Below are 18,792 nucleotides of genomic sequence, written 5' to 3' on the forward strand. Positions count from 1 at the left end.
ACATGGGACTCGAAGAAAAACTGCCGAGCGGCTTCCTGCTGACCACCGTCGAGCAGGCCGCGGGCTGGGTGCGCAAGTCGTCCGTCTTCCCGGCCACGTTCGGCCTCGCCTGCTGTGCCATCGAGATGATGACCACCGGCGCCGGCCGCTACGACATGGCGCGCTTCGGCATGGAGGTCTTCCGCGGATCGCCGCGCCAGGCCGACCTGATGATCGTCGCCGGCCGGGTCAGCCAGAAGATGGCGCCGGTGCTGCGGCAGGTCTACGACCAGATGCCGAACCCGAAGTGGGTCATCTCCATGGGGGTCTGCGCCTCCTCGGGCGGCATGTTCAACAACTACGCCATCGTCCAGGGCGTCGACCACGTCGTCCCGGTCGACATCTACCTCCCCGGCTGCCCGCCGCGGCCCGAGATGCTGCTGGACGCCATCCTCAAGCTCCACCAGAAGATCCAGAGCTCCAAGCTCGGTGTGAACGCGGAGGAAGCGGCCCGCGAGGCGGAGGAGGCGGCGCTCAAGGCCCTGCCCACGATCGAGATGAAGGGGCTGCTGCGGTGAGTGACGCGAACAACACCGCGGGTGACTCGGGCGACGTCAATCCCGAGAAGGACCTGTCCACGCAGAACCTCCCCGGCCAGCGGGGCCAGGGCGGCGAGGAGATCCGCGTCCAGCGCGGCATGTTCGGCGCCAACAACGGCGGCGACACCTCCGGCTACGGAGGTCTGGTCCGCTCCGTCCGGCTCCCCGGGCCGGCGACCCGCCCCTACGGCGGTTGGTTCGACGAGGTCGCCGACGAACTCGAGGGCGCACTGGAGGAGCAGGGACTCCTGCCCGACAACGCCATCGAGAAGACGGTCGTCGACCGCGACGAGCTGACCTTCCACATCGAGCGCGAGCACCTGGTCCGCGTCGCCCGCACCCTGCGCGACGACCCGGCCCTGCGCTTCGAACTGTGCACCGGTGTGAGCGGCGTCCACTACCCGCACGACAAGGGCCGCGAGCTGCACGCCGTCTACCACCTGCGCTCGATCACCCACAACCGGCTGATCCGCCTCGAAGTCAGCGCGCCCGACAGCGACCCGCACATCCCGTCGCTGTTCTCGGTCTATCCGACGAACGACTGGCACGAGCGCGAGACGTACGACTTCTTCGGCATCGTCTTCGACGGTCACCCGGCCCTGACGCGGATCATGATGCCGGACGACTGGCAGGGCTTTCCGCAGCGCAAGGACTACCCCCTCGGCGGCATCCCCGTCGAGTACAAGGGCGCCCAGATCCCGGCTCCGGACCAGCGGAGGTCGTACTCGTGAGCACTTCGCACGCATCCCCTCGCGAGACCACCGAGGGCACCGTCTACACGGTCACCGGCGGCGACTGGGACGAGGTCGTCCAGTCCGCGGCCCGCGCCGACGACGAGCGCATCGTCGTCAACATGGGCCCGCAGCATCCGTCCACCCACGGCGTGCTCCGCCTCATCCTGGAGATCGACGGCGAGACGGTGACCGAGGCCCGCTGCGGCATCGGCTACCTGCACACCGGCATCGAGAAGAACCTCGAGTACCGGACGTGGACGCAGGGCACCACGTTCGTGACGCGCATGGACTACCTGACGCCGTTCTTCAACGAGACGGCGTACTGCCTGGGCGTCGAGAAGCTCCTCGGCATCGAGGACCAGATCCCGGACCGCGCCACGATCATCCGGGTCCTGCTCATGGAACTGAACCGGCTCTCCTCGCACCTGGTGTGCGTCGCCACCGGCGGCATGGAGCTGGGCGCCACCACGGTCATGATCTACGGATTCCGCGATCGTGAACTCATTCTCGACGTCTTCGAGCTGATCACCGGCCTGCGGATGAACCACGCGTTCGTGCGCCCGGGCGGACTCGCCCAGGACCTGCCGCCCGGTGCGGTCGACCAGATGCGCGAGCTCGTGAAGAAGATGAAGAAGAACCTCCCGGAGTACGACAAGCTCTTCACCGGGAACCCCATCTTCAAGGCCCGCATGCAGGACGTCGGCTACCTCGACCTGGCCGGCTGCATGGCACTCGGCGCCACCGGCCCGGTCCTCAGGTCCACCGGTCTCCCGCACGACCTGCGCAAGACCCAGCCCTACTGCGGATACGAGACCTACGACTTCGACGTCCCGACCGCCGAGACCTGCGACTCCTACGGCCGCTTCCTGATCCGGCTGGAGGAGATGCGCCAGTCGCTGCGCATCGTCGAGCAGTGCCTGGACCGGCTGGAGCCCGGCCCGGTCATGGTCGCCGACAAGAAGATCGCCTGGCCCGCCCAGCTCGCCCTGGGACCGGACGGCCTCGGCAACTCCCTCGACCACATCAAGAAGATCATGGGTACCTCCATGGAGGCCCTGATCCACCACTTCAAGCTGGTCACCGAGGGCTTCCGGGTGCCGCCGGGACAGGCGTACGCGGCGGTCGAGTCGCCCAAGGGCGAGCTCGGGGTGCACGTCGTATCCGACGGCGGCACGCGGCCCTTCCGGGTCCACTTCCGCGACCCGTCCTTCACCAACCTGCAGGCCATGGCGGCGATGTGCGAGGGCGGCCAGGTCGCCGACGTCATCGTCGCCGTGGCGTCCATCGACCCCGTGATGGGAGGCGTCGACCGGTGACCACCTCTTCTTCGGAGCGGGGCGTCAGCCTGGGCATGCCGGAACTGCCCGCGCCCGCCTACCCGGACGACGTCCGGGCCCGGCTGGAGACCGACGCGCGCGAGGTCATCGCCCGCTACCCGGACTCCCGGTCCGCCCTCCTGCCGCTGCTGCACCTCGTGCAGGCGGAGGAGGGACACGTCACGCGCACCGGGATGCGGTTCTGCGCCGACATGCTGGACCTCACCACCGCCGAGGTCACCGCGGTCGCCACCTTCTACACCATGTACCGGCGCGGGCCGAGCGGTGACTACCAGGTTGGCGTGTGCACCAACACGCTGTGCGCGGTGATGGGCGGCGACGCGATCTTCGAGTCCCTCCAGGAACACCTGGGCGTCGGCAACGGCGAGACCACCGAGGACGGCAAGGTCACCCTGGAGCACATCGAGTGCAACGCGGCCTGCGACTTCGCGCCGGTCGTGATGGTCAACTGGGAGTTCTTCGACAACCAGACCCCGGCGAGCGTCAAGGCCCTCGTCGACGACCTGCGCGCGGGACGGCCGGTGACGCCCACGCGCGGTGCGCCGCTGTGCACCTTCAAGGAGACCGCCCGGATCCTGGCGGGCTTCCCCGACGAGCGGGACGGCGCCGTCGCGGCCGGCGGCAGCGCGGGTCCCGCCTCCCTGGCCGGTCTCAAGCTGGCCAAGGGCGAGGCGTCCGCCGCGCGCGTGGTGCACCCGCGGGACGGCGGACCGCACGACGCGCCGCAGGACCGGGCCGTGCACGACCCGTCCCCGACGGAACACCTCAGCTCGCACGACGCGCCGCAGGACACATCGGCATCCGACCCTTCCAACCCGGCAGGGCCTACCGCCGAGGAGGGGGAGTGATGACCGTGGCCGCCGAGATCAAGGGCAGCAGCCCGGAGAAGCTGCTCGCACCCGTGCTGTCGGCCTTCTGGGACGAGGACGAGTCCTGGACTCTCGACGTCTACCGGAGGCACGAGGGGTACGAGGGGCTCCGCAAGGCGCTGGCGATGGCGCCGGACGACCTGATCGCGTACGTCAAGGAGTCCGGTCTGCGTGGACGCGGCGGTGCCGGGTTCCCGACGGGCATGAAGTGGCAGTTCATTCCCCAGGGGGACGGCAAGCCTCACTATCTAGTTGTCAACGCCGACGAGTCGGAGCCGGGGACCTGCAAGGACATCCCGCTCCTCTTCGCGAACCCGCACAGCCTCATCGAGGGCATCGTCATCGCGTGTTACGCCATCAGGTCTTCGCATGCCTTCATCTACCTGCGTGGTGAAGTCGTCCCAGTACTGCGGCGGTTGCACGAGGCCGTGCGCGAGGCCCACGCGGCCGGCTTCCTCGGCGAGAACATCCTGGGCAGCGGACTCGATCTCGAACTCACCGTGCACGCGGGCGCGGGCGCGTACATCTGCGGTGAGGAGACCGCACTGCTCGACTCGCTCGAAGGCCGCCGGGGTCAACCGCGGCTCCGTCCCCCCTTTCCTGCCGTCGCGGGCCTCTATGCGTGCCCGACTGTGGTGAATAACGTCGAATCCATCGCTTCAGTTCCCGCGATCCTGAACAAGGGCAAGGACTGGTTCAGGTCGATGGGCAGCGAGAAGTCCCCGGGCTTCACGTTGTACTCGCTCAGCGGCCACGTCGCGGGCCCCGGCCAGTACGAGGCCCCGCTCGGCATCACGCTGCGCCAGCTCCTCGACATGAGCGGCGGCATGCGCCCCGGCCACCGGCTCAAGTTCTGGACGCCCGGCGGTTCCTCGACGCCGATGTTCACCGACGAGCACCTCGACGTCCCCCTCGACTACGAAGGAGTGGGCGCCGCCGGTTCCATGCTCGGCACGAAGGCGCTCCAGTGCTTCGACGAGACGACCTGCGTCGTGCGCGCCGTCACCCGCTGGACCGAGTTCTACGCCCACGAGTCCTGCGGCAAGTGCACACCCTGCCGCGAAGGCACCTACTGGCTGGTCCAGTTGCTGCGCGACATCGAGGCCGGCAAGGGACAGATGTCCGACCTCGACAAGCTGAACGACATCGCCGACAACATCAACGGCAAGTCCTTCTGCGCCCTCGGCGACGGTGCCGCCTCGCCGATCTTCTCCTCGCTCAAGTACTTCCGCGAGGAGTACGAGGAGCACATCACGGGCCGCGGCTGCCCCTTCGACCCGGCCAAGTCGACGGCCTGGGCCGACCGCACGGAGGTGAAGGCATGACCGTGACCACCAATACTCCCTCGGGAGGGGGAGCAGCGGCGGTCCCGCCGGAAGATCTCGTCACCCTGACGATCGACGGCGCCGAGATCAGTGTGCCCAAGGGCACCCTGGTCATCCGGGCCGCCGAACAGCTCGGCATCGAGATCCCCCGGTTCTGCGACCACCCCCTCCTCGACCCGGCCGGCGCCTGCCGCCAGTGCATCGTCGAGGTCGAGGGCCAGCGCAAGCCCATGGCGTCCTGCACCATCACCTGCACCGACGGCATGGTGGTGAAGACCCAGCTCACCTCGCCCGTCGCCGAGAAGGCCCAGTACGGGGTGATGGAGCTGCTGCTCATCAACCACCCGCTGGACTGCCCGGTCTGCGACAAGGGCGGCGAGTGCCCCCTTCAGAACCAGGCGATGTCGCACGGCCAGGCCGACTCCCGCTTCGAGGGCAGGAAGCGGACCTACGAGAAGCCCGTGCCGATCTCCACGCAGGTCCTGCTCGACCGCGAGCGCTGCGTGCTGTGCGCCCGCTGCACCCGGTTCTCCAACCAGGTCGCGGGCGACCCGATGATCGAGCTGATCGAGCGGGGCGCGCTCCAGCAGGTCGGCACCGGCGAGGGCGACCCCTTCGAGTCGTACTTCTCCGGCAACACCATCCAGATCTGCCCGGTCGGCGCGCTGACCTCGGCGGCGTACCGGTTCCGCTCCCGGCCCTTCGACCTGATCTCCTCGCCGTCGGTGTGCGAGCACTGCTCCGGCGGCTGCGCCACCCGCACCGACCACCGGCGCGGCAAGGTCATGCGGCGCCTCGCGGCCAACGAGCCCGAGGTCAACGAGGAGTGGATCTGCGACAAGGGGCGCTTCGGGTTCCGGTACGCGCAGCAGCGGGACCGGCTCACCACGCCCCTGGTGCGCAACGCGGAGGGCGAGCTGGAGCCGGCCTCCTGGCCGGAGGCGCTGCAGATCGCCGCGCAGGGACTGCTCGCCTCCAGGGGCCGCACCGGCGTCCTGACCGGCGGGCGGCTCACCGTCGAGGACGCCTACGCGTACAGCAAGTTCGCGCGCGTGGCGCTCGACACCAACGACATCGACTTCCGCGCGCGCGTGCACAGCGCCGAGGAGGCCGACTTCCTGGCCGCCCGGATCGCCGGACGGGGCCGTGACCTCGACGGCACCGGCGTCACGTACACGTCGCTGGAGAAGGCGCCCGCAGTGCTGCTGGTCGGCTTCGAGGCCGAGGAGGAGGCGCCCGGCGTCTTCCTCCGGCTGCGCAAGGCGTGGCGCAAGCACGGACAGAAGGTCTTCTCACTGGCCACGCACGCCACACGGGGCCTGGAGAAGGCGGGCGGCACCCTGCTCCCCGCCGCTCCGGGCACCGAGACCGAGTGGCTGGACGCCCTCGCGAGCGGCGTCGGCCTGGAGGAGGGCGGCAGCCAGGCGGCCGAGGCCCTGCGCGCCGAGGGTGCCGTGATCGTCGTCGGCGAACGGCTGGCGTCCGTGGCCGGCGGCCTCACCTCAGCCGTACGGACCTCGGCGGCGACCGGCGCCCGGCTGGTGTGGATCCCACGCCGGGCCGGGGAGCGCGGCGCCATCGAGGCGGGCGCGCTGCCGTCGCTGCTGCCCGGCGGACGCCCCGCGACCGACCCCCGCGCGCGTGAGGAGGTCGCCGCCCTGTGGGGCCTGTCCGACCTTCCGCACCGCTACGGCCGCGACACCGGCGAGATCGTCGAGGCCGCGGCCCGGGGCGAACTCCAGGCGCTGCTGGTGGCGGGCGTGGAGGTCGCCGACCTGCCCGACCCCACGCGCGCGCGTGCGGCACTCGACGAGGCCGGGTTCGTGGTGTCGCTGGAGCTGCGGCCCAGCGAGGTCACCGAACGCGCCGACGTCGTCCTGCCCGTCGCCGCGGTCGCCGAGAAGCCCGGCACCTTCCTCAACTGGGAGGGCAGGGTGCGCTTCTTCGAAGCCGCGCTCAAGCCCGACCAGATGACCCGGCGCCTCGCCCCCGCCGACGCCCGCGTCCTGCAGATGCTGGCCGACGCCATGGACGTCCACCTCGGCCTGCCCGACCTGCGCACCACGCGCGCGGAGATCGACCGGCTCGGCGCCTGGGACGGGCCGCGGGCCGGTGAGCCCCTTCAGACCGCGAGCGCGCTGCCGCGGCCGGCCGCCGGAGAAGCCGTACTGGCGGGGCACCGGCTGCTGCTCGACCAGGGACTGCTCCAGCAGGGCGACGAGGCGCTGGCCGGCACCCGGCACGCCGCACGCGCGCGCGTGTCGGCCGCCACGGCCGCCGAGGCGGGCGTCAAGGACGGCGACGTCCTCGCCGTGACCGGACCGGCCGGGGCCGTCGCCTTCCCGCTCCAGGTCACCGAGATGCCCGACCGGGTGGTCTGGCTTCCGCTGAACTCGGCCGGCACCGGCGTCGCCTCCGACGCCGGGGTCCTGCCCGGAACCCTCGTCCGCATCGGTCCGGCGACGCCCGAGGGCGCCGCCCCCAAGGAGGTGGAGGCATGAGCCCGTACCTCGCCGCTGAAGACCTCTCGATGTTCGGCACCGATCCCTGGTGGCTGGTCGTCATCAAGGCGGTCTTCTGCTTCGCCTTCCTCATGGTGACCGTGCTGTTCTCCATCGTGTGGGAGCGCAAGGTCGTCGCCTGGATGCAGCTGCGCATCGGCCCGAACCGGCACGGCCCCTGGGGCATGCTCCAGTCGCTCGCCGACGGCATCAAGCTGATGCTCAAGGAAGACGTCATCGTCAAGCGCGCCGACAAGGCGGTCTACGTCCTCGCGCCGATCGTGGCGGCCATTCCGGCCTTCATGGCGATCGCGGTGATCCCCTTCGGGCCGGCCGGCAACGAGATCTCGATCTTCGGCCACCGCACCGCCATGCAGCTCACCGACCTGCCGATCGCCATGCTGTTCATCCTGGCGGTCGCCTCGGTCGGCATCTACGGCATCGTGCTCGCCGGCTGGAGCTCCGGATCGACGTACCCGCTCCTCGGCGGACTGCGGTCCTGCGCCCAGATGATCTCCTACGAGATCGCGATGGGCGCCGCGTTCGCCTCGGTCTTCCTCTACTCCGGGTCGATGTCCACCTCGGAGATCGTCGCCCAGCAGGACGACCGCTGGTACATCGTGCTGCTGCCGGTCTCCTTCATCCTCTACATCGTCACGATGGTCGGCGAGACCAACCGCGCCCCCTTCGACATGCCCGAGTCCGAGGGCGACCTCGTGGGCGGCTTCAACACCGAGTACTCGTCGATCAAGTTCGCGATGTTCATGCTCGCCGAGTACGTGAACATGGTGACGGTGTCGGCGGTCGCCACCACGCTGTTCCTCGGCGGCTGGCGGGCCCCCTGGCCGATCAGCACCTTCTGGGAGGGCGCCAACCACGGCTGGTGGCCGCTGCTCTGGTTCGTGGTCAAGGTCCAGCTGCTGCTGTTCTTCTTCATCTGGCTGCGCGGCACCCTTCCCCGGGTCCGCTACGACCAGTTGATGAAGCTCGGGTGGAAGGTCCTCATCCCGGTCTCCCTGGTCTGGCTGATGCTGGTCGCGACCGTGCGGGCGCTCCGGAACGAGAACTACGGCTTCAGCGACATCGCCCTCTACATCGGCGGCGGGGTCCTGGTCCTGCTGCTGTTGTCCTTCCTCGTGGACATGTACCGCGACAAGGGCGCGAAGGACGCCGACCAGCCCGTCGACCAGCCTGCCGACACCGGCGCCGCGTTCGACCCGATGGCCGGCGGATTCCCCGTGCCGCCGCTGCCGGGGCAGGCGGTGCCGCCGGTGCCCAGGCGTCGTCCCCGCCGGGAGCGGGAGCTGATTGTCAGTGGCGGGCCCGATACTCACAGTGACGGATCTGTGGACGGATCTACGGATGGAAAGGAGGCGTCCGATGGCTGAGGAAAACAAGGGACACAGCGAAAACGCGGAACACGGGGCACACACGGAACACGGGGAGCACAAGGGGACCGACCCCGGTTTCATGAACCCCGTGGCCGGCTTCGGCGTGACCTTCAAGGCCATGTTCAAGAAGCGGCTGACCGAGCAGTACCCGGAGCAGAAGAAGACCACCGCTCCGCGGTTCCACGGACGGCACCAGCTCAACCGCCATCCGGACGGCCTGGAGAAGTGCGTCGGCTGCGAGCTGTGCGCCTGGGCCTGCCCCGCCGACGCCATCTACGTCGAGGGCGCGGACAACACCGACGAGGAGCGCTACTCGCCGGGCGAGCGGTACGGCCGCGTCTACCAGATCAACTACGCCCGCTGCATCCTGTGCGGCCTGTGCATCGAGGCGTGCCCCACGCGCGCGTTGACGATGACCAACGAGTTCGAACTGGCCGACTCCAGCCGCGCCAACCTCATCTTCACCAAGGACCAGCTCCTCGCCGGCCTGGAGGAGGGCATGGTCGACTCGCCCCACGCCATCTACCCGGGCACCGACGAGCAGGACTACTACCGGGGCCTGGTCACCGAGGCCGCGCCCGGCACGGTCCAGCAGGTCGCCCACTCCAAGGGCGAGGTCGTCCAGGAGGGCGACTCGACCTTCGGCGCGACCGAGCCGGCGTCGGAGGAGGTGATCCGCCGATGAGCGCGCAGCTCGCCGCCGCGGCGACCCTCTCCGCCGGGACCTCCACCGGGGAGGCCGTCCAGTTCTGGATCCTCGGCACGGTCGCGGTGATCGGCGCCCTGTGCACCGTCTTCATGAAGAAGGCCGTGCACAGCGCGCTGTGCCTCGCGGGGACCATGATCATTCTGGCGGTGTTCTACCTCGCCAACGGTGCCTACTTCCTCGGCATCGTGCAGATCGTCGTCTACACCGGCGCCATCATGATGCTGTTCCTGTTCGTGGTGATGCTCGTCGGCGTCACCGCGGCGGACTCCCTGAAGGAGACCATCAAGGGCCAGCGCTGGCTGGCCCTGGTGTCCGGACTCGGCTTCGGCATCCTGCTGATCGCCGGCATCGGCAACGCCTCCGTATCGGAGTTCACCGGCCTCGCCCAGGCGAATGCGAACGGCAACGTGGAGGGCATCGCGTCCCTCATCTTCACCAAGTACGTCTTCGCCTTCGAGATCACCGGCGCGCTGCTCATCACGGCCGCCGTCGGCGCCATGGTGCTCACCCACCGCGAGCGCACCGAACGTGCCCGGACCCAGCGCGAGCTGTCCGAGCAGCGCGTCCGCGACGGCAAGTACCTGCCGCCGCTGCCGGCGCCGGGTGTGTACGCCCGGCACAACGCGGTCGACATCGCGGGTCTGCTGCCCGACGGCACCCCGTCCGAGCTGACCGTCAGCAAGACGCTGCGCGAGCGGGGCCAGATCCGCGACGTGTCGATGGAGGCGCTGAACGACCTGAAGGCGCTGGAGCAGCGGGCCGAGGAGCGGCTGGAACGCAAGGCCGTCGGTCCGGCGGGCTCCGGACGGCCCGACACGCGGCCCGACTCCAAGCGGTCCGAGGAGGCGTCGAAGTGAACCCCGTCAACTACCTCTACCTCGCGGCCCTGTTGTTCACGATCGGCGCCACCGGCGTGCTGATCCGGCGCAACGCGATCGTGGTCTTCATGTGCGTCGAGCTGATGCTCAACGCCTGCAACCTCGCGTTCGTCGCCTTCTCCCGGATGCACGGCAACCTCGACGGCCAGATCATCGCCTTCTTCACGATGGTCGTCGCCGCCGCGGAGGTCGTGGTCGGGCTCGCGATCATCGTGTCCCTGTTCCGTTCCCGCCACTCGGCCTCGGTCGACGACGCCAGCCTGATGAAGCTGTGAGGGGCTGCTGAAACGTGGAGAACCTGATTGCGCTGCTGGTGGCGGCGCCCCTGCTAGGAGCGGTCGTCCTGCTGTGCGGCGGACGCCGGCTGGACCGCGTCGGCCACTGGATCGGCACGCTGCTGGCCGCCGTGTCCTTCGTGATCGGCCTCGTCCTCTTCGCCGACCTGCTCGGCAGCGGCGCCGAGGACCGCACCCTGACGCAGCACCTGTTCAGCTGGATCCCGGTGGAGGGCTTCCAGGCCGACGTCGCCTTCCGGCTCGACCAGCTGTCGATGACGTTCGTCCTGCTGATCACCGGCGTCGGCTCGCTCATCCATCTGTACTCGGTCGCGTACATGGAGCACGACGAGCGCCGCCGCCGCTTCTTCGGCTACCTGAACCTGTTCCTCGCGGCGATGCTGATCCTCGTCCTCGCCGACAACTACCTGCTGCTGTACGTCGGCTGGGAGGGCGTCGGTCTCGCCTCCTACCTGCTGATCGGTTTCTGGCAGCACAAGCCCAGCGCCGCCACCGCCGCGAAGAAGGCCTTCCTGGTCAACCGCGTCGGCGACATGGGCCTGTCCATCGGCATCATGCTGATGTTCCTGTGGTTCGGCACCTTCGCCTTCGGGCCGGTGCTCGGCGGCCACGGGGAGGCCGGGCTCGCGAGCGGGGCGGACGAGGGCAAGCTCACCGCGATCGCCCTGATGCTGCTGCTCGCCGCCTGCGGCAAGTCCGCCCAGGTGCCGCTGCAGTCCTGGCTCGGTGACGCGATGGAGGGCCCGACCCCGGTCTCGGCCCTCATCCACGCCGCGACCATGGTGACGGCGGGCGTGTACCTGATCGTCCGCTCCGGGGCCATCTTCAACGGCGCCCCCGACGCGCAGTTGGTGGTCACCATCGTCGGCGCGGTCACGCTGCTGTTCGGTGCGATCGTCGGTTGCGCCAAGGACGACATCAAGAAGGCGCTGGCCGGCTCGACCATGTCGCAGATCGGCTACATGGTGCTCGCCGCGGGCCTCGGCCCCATCGGCTACGTCTTCGCGATCATGCACCTGGTCACCCACGGCTTCTTCAAGGCCGGGCTGTTCCTCGGCGCAGGCTCCGTCATGCACGGCATGAACGACGAGGTCGACATGCGCCGCTACGGCGGACTGCGCAAGTACATGCCGGTCACCTTCGTCACCTTCGGCCTCGGCTACCTCGCCATCATCGGCTTCCCGGGCCTGTCCGGCTTCTTCTCCAAGGACAAGATCATCGAGGCTGCGTTCGCCAAGGGCGGCACCGAGGGCTGGATCCTCGGCGCCTGCGCCCTGCTGGGCGCGGCCATCACCGCGTACTACATGACGCGCGTGATGCTGATGACGTTCTTCGGCGAGGAGCGCTGGCGCGACGCCCCGACGCCGTCGCCGGCCAAGCCCGACGTGGAGCCCGCCGCCGAGACCCGCGGCGAATACGAGCCGCCGCACCCGCACGAGTCGCCGGGGCTCATGACGATCCCGATGATCGTGCTGGCCGTCGGATCGGTCGCGGGCGGTGCCTTCTTCAGCATCGGCGACCGCTTCCTGCACTGGCTGGAGCCCATCACCGGGCACAGCCACGGCGACTCGCCGATCAGCGCCGGCGCGGTCACCGGAGCGACGGTGGCCTGCATGGTCGTCGGCGTCGTCCTCGCCTGGGCGCAGTACGGGCGCCGTCCGGTCCCGGCCGTCGCCCCGCGCGGGTCGCTGCTCACCCGGGCCGCCCGGCGCGACCTGCTCCAGGACGACTTCAACCACGTCGTCCTGGTCCGCGGCGGCGAGCACCTCACGCGCTCCCTGGTCTACGTCGACCACACCCTGGTCGACGGAGTCGTCAACGGCACGGCGGCCTCGTTCGGCGGCCTGTCCGGGCGGATGCGCAAGCTGCAGAACGGCTTCGCGCGCTCGTACGCGGTCTCGATGTTCGGCGGTGCGGCACTCCTGGTCGCCGCGACCCTGCTGATGAGGGCGGTCTGATACCGATGTCCTTTCCCCTGCTGACAGTCACGGCGGCCCTCCCGGCCGTCGGGGCGATCGCCACGGCAGCCGTGCCGGCCGCGAAACGCACCGCGGCCAAGTGGCTGGCGCTGCTGGTCTCGCTGGCCACGCTCGGGCTGGCGATCGCGGTCCTGGTCCGCTTCGATCCCGACGGCGACCGCTACCAGCTCACCGAGTCCCACTCCTGGATCGCGGACTTCGGCGTCCGGTACGAACTGGGCGTGGACGGCATCGCGGTGGCGCTGATCGCGCTGACCGCCCTGCTGATCCCGTTCATCATCCTCGCGGGCTGGCACGACGCCGACCCGCTGGAGACCGGCAGCAGCCGGTGGCGGCCGACGCAGGGCTTCTTCGCCCTGATCCTGGCCGTCGAGGCGATGGTGATCATCTCTTTCGAGGCCACCGACGTCTTCCTCTTCTACATCTTCTTCGAAGCCATGCTGATCCCGCTGTACTTCCTGATCGGCGGCTTCGGCGACCGGGCGCACGAGCACGGTGAGAAGACGGCGGCGACGCAGCGGTCGTACGCGGCGGTGAAGTTCCTCCTCTACAACCTGGCCGGCGGTCTGATCATGCTGGCCGCGGTGATCGGCCTCTACGTGGTCGCCGGGAACTTCTCCCTCACCGAGATCGCCGAGGCGCGTGCCAACGGCTCGCTGGACATGGCGACCAGCACCGAGCGCTGGCTCTTCCTCGGCTTCTTCTTCGCCTTCGCGGTGAAGGCGCCGCTGTTCCCGCTGCACACCTGGCTGCCCAACGCCATGGGGGAGTCGACCGCGCCGGTCGCCGTGCTCATCACGGCGGTCGTCGACAAGGTCGGCACCTTCGCGATGCTCCGCTTCTGCCTCCAGCTCTTCCCGGAGGCCAGCAAGTGGGCGACGCCGGTCATCCTGGTCCTGGCGGTCATCAGCATCATCTACGGCGCGCTGCTCGCGGTCGGCCAGCGCGACATCAAGCGGCTGATCGCCTACGCGTCGATCTCGCACTTCGGCTTCATCGTCATGGGCATCTTCGCGATGACCAGCCAGGGCCAGTCCGGCGCCACGCTGTACATGGTCAACCACGGCATCTCGACCGCCGTGCTGATGCTGATCGCCGGATTCCTGATCTCGCGGCGCGGCTCGCGGCTCATCGCCGACTTCGGCGGTGTGCAGAAGGTCGCCCCGATCCTGGCCGGCACCTTCCTGATCGGCGGCCTGGCGACCCTCTCCCTGCCGGGCCTCGCGCCCTTCGTCAGTGAGTTCCTGGTCCTGGTCGGCACGTTCACGCGCTACCCGGTGATCGGCATCATCGCCACCCTCGGCATCGTCCTCGCCGCGCTCTACACCCTCGTCCTCTACCAGCGGACGATGACGGGCCCGGTGAAGGCCGAGGTGACCGGGATGCCCGACCTGCGGGTGCGCGAGCTGGTGGTCGTGGCACCGCTGGTGGCGCTGCTGATCTTCCTGGGCGTCTTCCCGAAGCCCGTGACGGACATCGTCAACCCGGCGGTGGAGCAGACCATGTCCGACGTACACAAGACGGACCCCCAGCCTGAGGTGGAGGCGGCCAAGTGAGCGCAACAGCCGTCCACAGCCTGTGGACAACGGCGGCGACGGCGGCCGACCCGATCGCCAAGATCGACGCGCCGAAGATCGAGTACGGGCAGCTGTCGCCCGTCCTCATCGTCATCGGCGCCGCGATCATCGGAATCCTGGTCGAGGCCTTCGTGCCGCGCAGGTCCCGCTACTACACCCAGATGTTCTTGTCCGCCGTCGCCCTGATCGCGGCGTTCGCCGCGGTCGTCGCGCTCGCGGCGCGCGGGTACGGCACGACCAGGGCCGGCATCACGGCGATGGGCGCCATCGCCGTCGACGGGCCGGCCCTCTTCCTTCAGGGCACCATCCTGCTGACCAGCCTGGTCGGCCTCTTCACCTTCGCCGAGCGGCGCCTCGACCCGGAGCAGCACGGCAACCGCGTCGACTCCTTCGCCGCGCAGGCGGCCGCCGTACCGGGCAGCGAGAGCGAGCAGAAGGCGGTCAAGGCGGGCTTCACCACCACGGAGGTGTTCCCGCTCCTGCTCTTCGCCGTCGTCGGCATGCTGGTCTTCCCGGCGGCCAACGACCTGCTGACGCTCTTCGTGGCCCTGGAGGTCTTCTCCCTCCCGCTGTACCTGCTGTGCGCCCTGGCCCGCCGCAAGCGGCTCATGTCGCAGGAGGCGGCGGTCAAGTACTTCCTGCTCGGCGCCTTCGCCTCCGCGTTCACCCTGTTCGGCATCGCCCTGCTCTACGGCTACGCGGGCTCGATGTCGTACGGCACGATCGCCCAGGTCGTCGACGGCACCGTCCAGAACGTCACCCCGGCGCTCGCCGACACCATGGGCAACGACGCGCTGCTGCTCGTCGGCTCCGCGCTGATCGTCATGGGCCTGCTGTTCAAGGTGGGCGCGGTGCCGTTCCACATGTGGACGCCGGACGTGTACCAGGGCGCGCCGACCCCGGTGACCGGCTTCATGGCGGCGGCGACCAAGGTGGCCGCCTTCGGTGCCCTGCTCCGCATCCTCTACGTCGTCCTGCCGGGCCTGCGCTGGGACTGGCGGCCGGTGATGTGGGGCGTGGTGATCGTCACGATGCTGGTGGGCGCGATCGTCGCGATCACGCAGACCGACATCAAGCGGCTGCTGGCGTACTCGTCGATCGCGCACGCGGGCTTCATCCTCGCCGGTGTCATCGCGGCCACGCCGTCGGGCATCTCGTCCGTCCTCTTCTACCTGGCCGCGTACTCCTTCGTCACGATCGGCGCCTTCGCGGTCGTCACGCTGGTCCGCGACGCGGGCGGCGAGGCGACGCACCTGTCGAAGTGGGCCGGGCTCGGTCGCAGGTCGCCGCTGGTGGCGGCGGTCTTCGCGGTGTTCCTGCTGGCCTTCGCCGGTATCCCGCTGACCTCCGGGTTCTCGGGCAAGTTCGCCGTGTTCAAGGCGGCGGCGGAGGGCGGCGCGGCCCCGCTGGTCGTGATCGGTGTGATCTCGTCGGCGATCGCGGCGTTCTTCTACATCCGCGTGATCGTGCTGATGTTCTTCAGTGAGCCCCGCCCCGAGGGCCCGACCGTCGCGGTGCCGTCCCCGCTGACGATGACGGCGATCGCCGTGGGCGTGGCGGTCACGGTGGTGCTCGGTGTGGCGCCGCAGTACTTCCTGGACCTGGCGGGTCAGGCGGGGGTGTTCGTGCGCTGACGCGCGCCGGCGGCTTGGTGGCTTCGCGGCTGTGGTCCGGCCCTCTTCGCAGGGGTGCCGGACCACAGCCGTCTGTGCCGGGACTACTCGCCGCCGCGGCGCGGCTTGATGGCCGTCAGATCCAGGTCCATCGGGAACGGCGCGCTCACCTTCATGCGCTCGCGGAAGATGCCGACGCTGGTGTAGGCGCCGGTGGTGGGCTCCAGCTCGAAGGCGTGGACGACGGCGAGGCCCTTCTCGTTCTCCACCCGCCAGTAGTGGGCGATACCGGCCCGGGCGTACTTCAGGGGCTTGGTCTCGCGGTCGCGGGAGACCGATTCGGGGGAGACGACCTCGACGGCCAGAGTGACGGCCTCGGCGGGGAAGCGGGTCTGCCCCGGGTCCTGGACCACGTCTTCCCGCACGACGATCACGTCTGGCTCGGGCCGGTTCTGCCGGTCGATGTCGATGGTGAACTCACGGATGACGTCGAACTCCGCCGGGGCGAGCGAGTGGAGCTGCCACTCGAAGAAGCTCACAGCACGCGAGTGGAAGATGGTCTGCGGACTCACGAAGACGAGGCTCCCGTCGATCAGCTCCGTATGCGGAGGCAGGTTCGGAAGCCGGTCGAGGTCGTCCGCGGTCCAGCCGCCCTCCGGTGGGGTCGGCCAGTCGGGTGCGGACGCCTTCGGTGCGACGCTCATCAGTGCTCCCATGGGACGGAGTCTCGCGGGTGCAATCAGACTATCCGCCGGAATCGGGCGGGTCTCCCGCGAACGTGTGAACGATCGTCGTGTCCTTGACGCGGGCTGCGTCGGGCAACCTGTGGATAACTCCGGGGCTGTCGGTGCGGACCCCTATCGTTGAGGCAGTGGTCGGGGCAGGACGGACCAGACAGACCGGACGGGCGAGGCAGTACGTACGGGGGACGGGACGATGAGCGGGACGGGCGTGATCGGCGAGATGACGATGACAGAGACGGCGCAGGTGGGGGACCGGGACAGCGAGGCGCTGGCCACCCTGCACCGGGTCTTCGGGTACGACGCCTTCCGCGGTGAGCAGGAGGCGATCGTCGAGCACGTGATCGCCGGCGGGGACGCCGTCGTGCTCATGCCGACCGGCGGCGGAAAGTCGCTGTGCTACCAGATTCCGTCCCTGGTCAGGCCCGGCACGGGCATCGTGGTCTCGCCTCTGATCGCGCTGATGCAGGACCAGGTCGACGCACTGCGGGCGCTCGGCGTGCGGGCCGGGTTCATGAACTCCACGCAGGACTTCGACGAGCGGCGCGTGACCGAGGCCGAGTTCCTGGCCGGCGAGCTCGACCTCCTGTACCTGGCGCCCGAGCGGCTGCGCCTGGACAGCACCCTCGACCTGCTCTCCCGCGGCAAGGTCTCCCTCTTCGCCATCGACGAGGCGCACTGCGTCTCCCAGTGGGGCCACGACTTCCGGCCCGACTACCTCGCCCTGTCGCTGCTCGGCGAGCGCTGGCCGGACGTGCCCCGCCTCGCGCTCACGGCCACGGCCACCGACGCCACCCACCGCGAGATCACCGAGCGGCTGCACATGCCGGCGGCGCGGCACTTCGTGGCCAGCTTCGACCGCCCCAACATCCAGTACCGGGTCGTGCCGAAGTCGGACCCCAAGAAGCAGCTCCTGAGCTTCCTGCGGGAGGAGCACTCCGGCGACGCGGGCATCGTGTACTGCCTCTCGCGCAACTCGGTCGAGAAGACCGCCGAGTTCCTGTCGCGCAACGGCGTCGAGGCGGTGCCGTACCACGCGGGTCTGGACGCGGGCACCCGCGCGGCGCACCAGTCGAGGTTCCTGCGCGAGGAGGGCCTGGTGGTCGTGGCGACGATCGCCTTCGGCATGGGCATCGACAAGCCCGACGTGCGGTTCGTCGCCCACCTGGACCTGCCCAAGTCCGTCGAGGGCTACTACCAGGAGACCGGCCGCGCGGGGCGGGACGGCCTGCCCTCCACGGCCTGGATGACGTACGGCCTCAACGACGTCATACAGCAGCGGAAGCTGATCCAGTCCGGCGAGGGCGACGAGGCGTTCCGCCGCCGGGCCCAGTCACACCTGGACGCGATGCTCGCCCTGTGCGAGACCGCCCAGTGCCGTCGCAGCCAGCTCCTCGCCTACTTCGGGCAGGACCCGGACCGGACAGGCTGCGGCAACTGCGACACCTGTCTCACACCGCCCGAGACCTGGGACGGCACGGTGGCGGCGCAGAAGGTGCTGTCGGCCGTGGTGCGGCTGAAGCGGGAGCGCGGGCAGAAGTTCGGCGCCGGGCAGATCATCGACATCCTGCTGGGCAAGCGCACGGCCAAGGTGATCCAGTTCGACCACGACCAGCTCTCCGTGTTCGGCATCGGCGAGGAGCTGACCGAGGGCGAGTGGCGGGGCGTCGCCCGGCAGCTGCTGGCCCAGGGTCTGCTCGCGGTCGAGGGGGAGTACGGCACGCTGGTGCTGACGGAGACCAGCGGCGAGGTCCTGCGGCGGGAGCGGGAGGTGCCGCTGCGCAAGGAGCCCAAGAAGCCCGCCGGGGCCAGGGCGGCGGGCGGCGGACGCGGCGAACGCAAGGCGAAGGCGGCCGCCGTCGAGCTGCCCCCGGAGCTGGTCCCCGCCTTCGAGGCCCTGCGCGCCTGGCGTGCGGAACAGGCGCGTGAGCAGGGCGTCCCGGCGTATGTCATCTTCCACGACGCCACCCTCAGGGAGATCGTCACCGCGTGGCCCACCTCGGTCGGGCAGCTCGGGGGCATCAGCGGGGTCGGCGAGAAGAAGCTCGCGACGTACGGGGAGGGTGTGGTCGGGGTGCTGGCGGGGCTGGAGGGACCGGCCGAGGAGGCCGCCCCGGCGTCCGTGCCGACCCCGTCGGCCGGTGTGGGCACCGGTACCGCGTCCCACGCCGGTGAGGACGACTGGCCCGACCACGAGCCGGAGCCCGAGCCCGACGACTGGATATAGCGGGGCGGTTGAAGACGACGACTCGGCCACGGGCGCCC

Annotated in this window: 15 protein-coding genes; 14 read left to right on the plus strand and 1 reads right to left on the minus strand. The window is 69.8% G+C overall.

What is annotated here, in order from left to right:
- Window positions 1–2: 2 nt before the first annotated feature.
- From Sco07f_RS14945 to nuoN, 13 genes are all read left to right on the plus strand, one after another.
- On the plus strand, window positions 3–557 hold the full coding sequence (locus tag Sco07f_RS14945) for a NuoB/complex I 20 kDa subunit family protein (RefSeq protein ID WP_007387566.1): 555 nt from the start codon (window positions 3–5) through the stop codon (window positions 555–557).
- On the plus strand, window positions 554–1,309 hold the full coding sequence (locus Sco07f_RS14950) for an NADH-quinone oxidoreductase subunit C (RefSeq protein ID WP_007387565.1): 756 nt from the start codon (window positions 554–556) through the stop codon (window positions 1,307–1,309). Before Sco07f_RS14945 ends, Sco07f_RS14950 begins: the two co-directional genes overlap by 4 nt.
- Window positions 1,306–2,628 carry an NADH-quinone oxidoreductase subunit D gene (locus Sco07f_RS14955; protein ID WP_108988138.1) on the plus strand — a complete coding sequence of 441 codons (1,323 nt, stop codon included), beginning with the start codon at window positions 1,306–1,308 and terminating at the stop codon, window positions 2,626–2,628. Before Sco07f_RS14950 ends, Sco07f_RS14955 begins: the two co-directional genes overlap by 4 nt.
- Window positions 2,625–3,497: an NADH-quinone oxidoreductase subunit NuoE gene (gene nuoE / locus Sco07f_RS14960; RefSeq protein ID WP_054099439.1), complete on the plus strand. Its 873-nt coding sequence runs from the start codon at window positions 2,625–2,627 to the stop codon at window positions 3,495–3,497. Before Sco07f_RS14955 ends, nuoE begins: the two co-directional genes overlap by 4 nt.
- Complete coding sequence (gene nuoF / locus Sco07f_RS14965; protein WP_174855363.1) at window positions 3,494–4,843, plus strand: NADH-quinone oxidoreductase subunit NuoF; 1,350 nt, start codon at window positions 3,494–3,496, stop codon at window positions 4,841–4,843. The genes nuoE and nuoF overlap by 4 nt, the downstream gene beginning before the upstream one ends.
- The gene (locus Sco07f_RS14970) at window positions 4,840–7,344 is read left to right on the plus strand and encodes an NADH-quinone oxidoreductase subunit G (RefSeq protein WP_087789897.1); all 2,505 of its coding nucleotides are present in this window, start codon (window positions 4,840–4,842) and stop codon (window positions 7,342–7,344) included. Before nuoF ends, Sco07f_RS14970 begins: the two co-directional genes overlap by 4 nt.
- The gene (nuoH, locus tag Sco07f_RS14975) at window positions 7,341–8,732 is read left to right on the plus strand and encodes an NADH-quinone oxidoreductase subunit NuoH (RefSeq protein ID WP_087789896.1); all 1,392 of its coding nucleotides are present in this window, start codon (window positions 7,341–7,343) and stop codon (window positions 8,730–8,732) included. The genes Sco07f_RS14970 and nuoH overlap by 4 nt, the downstream gene beginning before the upstream one ends.
- Before the next feature lie 82 nt (window positions 8,733–8,814).
- Window positions 8,815–9,420, plus strand: a complete 606-nt coding sequence (gene nuoI / locus Sco07f_RS14980; RefSeq protein ID WP_239081332.1) for an NADH-quinone oxidoreductase subunit NuoI — start codon at window positions 8,815–8,817, stop codon at window positions 9,418–9,420.
- Window positions 9,417–10,301 carry an NADH-quinone oxidoreductase subunit J gene (locus Sco07f_RS14985; RefSeq protein WP_007387558.1) on the plus strand — a complete coding sequence of 295 codons (885 nt, stop codon included), beginning with the start codon at window positions 9,417–9,419 and terminating at the stop codon, window positions 10,299–10,301. The genes nuoI and Sco07f_RS14985 overlap by 4 nt, the downstream gene beginning before the upstream one ends.
- On the plus strand, window positions 10,298–10,597 hold the full coding sequence (gene nuoK, locus Sco07f_RS14990; protein ID WP_004927567.1) for an NADH-quinone oxidoreductase subunit NuoK: 300 nt from the start codon (window positions 10,298–10,300) through the stop codon (window positions 10,595–10,597). The genes Sco07f_RS14985 and nuoK overlap by 4 nt, the downstream gene beginning before the upstream one ends.
- A gap of 14 nt (window positions 10,598–10,611) precedes the next feature.
- Window positions 10,612–12,576, plus strand: coding sequence for an NADH-quinone oxidoreductase subunit L (nuoL, locus tag Sco07f_RS14995; RefSeq protein WP_108988140.1), 1,965 nt, complete (start codon window positions 10,612–10,614; stop codon window positions 12,574–12,576).
- 5 nt (window positions 12,577–12,581) lie between these two features.
- Entirely contained in the window at window positions 12,582–14,153 is a 1,572-nt protein-coding gene (locus Sco07f_RS15000; protein ID WP_087789893.1) for an NADH-quinone oxidoreductase subunit M, read from the plus strand.
- Window positions 14,150–15,808: an NADH-quinone oxidoreductase subunit NuoN gene (gene nuoN, locus Sco07f_RS15005; protein WP_007387555.1), complete on the plus strand. Its 1,659-nt coding sequence runs from the start codon at window positions 14,150–14,152 to the stop codon at window positions 15,806–15,808. Before Sco07f_RS15000 ends, nuoN begins: the two co-directional genes overlap by 4 nt.
- Before the next feature lie 83 nt (window positions 15,809–15,891).
- Here the strand turns inward: nuoN and Sco07f_RS15010 are convergent, their stop codons facing one another.
- Window positions 15,892–16,491: a Uma2 family endonuclease gene (locus Sco07f_RS15010; protein ID WP_108988141.1), complete on the minus strand. Its 600-nt coding sequence runs from the start codon at window positions 16,489–16,491 to the stop codon at window positions 15,892–15,894.
- Between the two features lie 232 nt (window positions 16,492–16,723).
- Here Sco07f_RS15010 and recQ point away from each other — a divergent pair, with 232 nt between their 5' ends.
- A complete protein-coding gene (gene recQ / locus Sco07f_RS15015; RefSeq protein WP_108988142.1) occupies window positions 16,724–18,754 on the plus strand; it encodes a DNA helicase RecQ in 2,031 nt (676 codons plus the stop codon).
- The last annotated feature ends 38 nt before the right edge of the window (window positions 18,755–18,792 follow it).

It is taken from the genome of Streptomyces coelicoflavus (genome assembly GCF_003112555.1).
Lineage (GTDB): Bacteria > Actinomycetota > Actinomycetes > Streptomycetales > Streptomycetaceae > Streptomyces > Streptomyces coelicoflavus.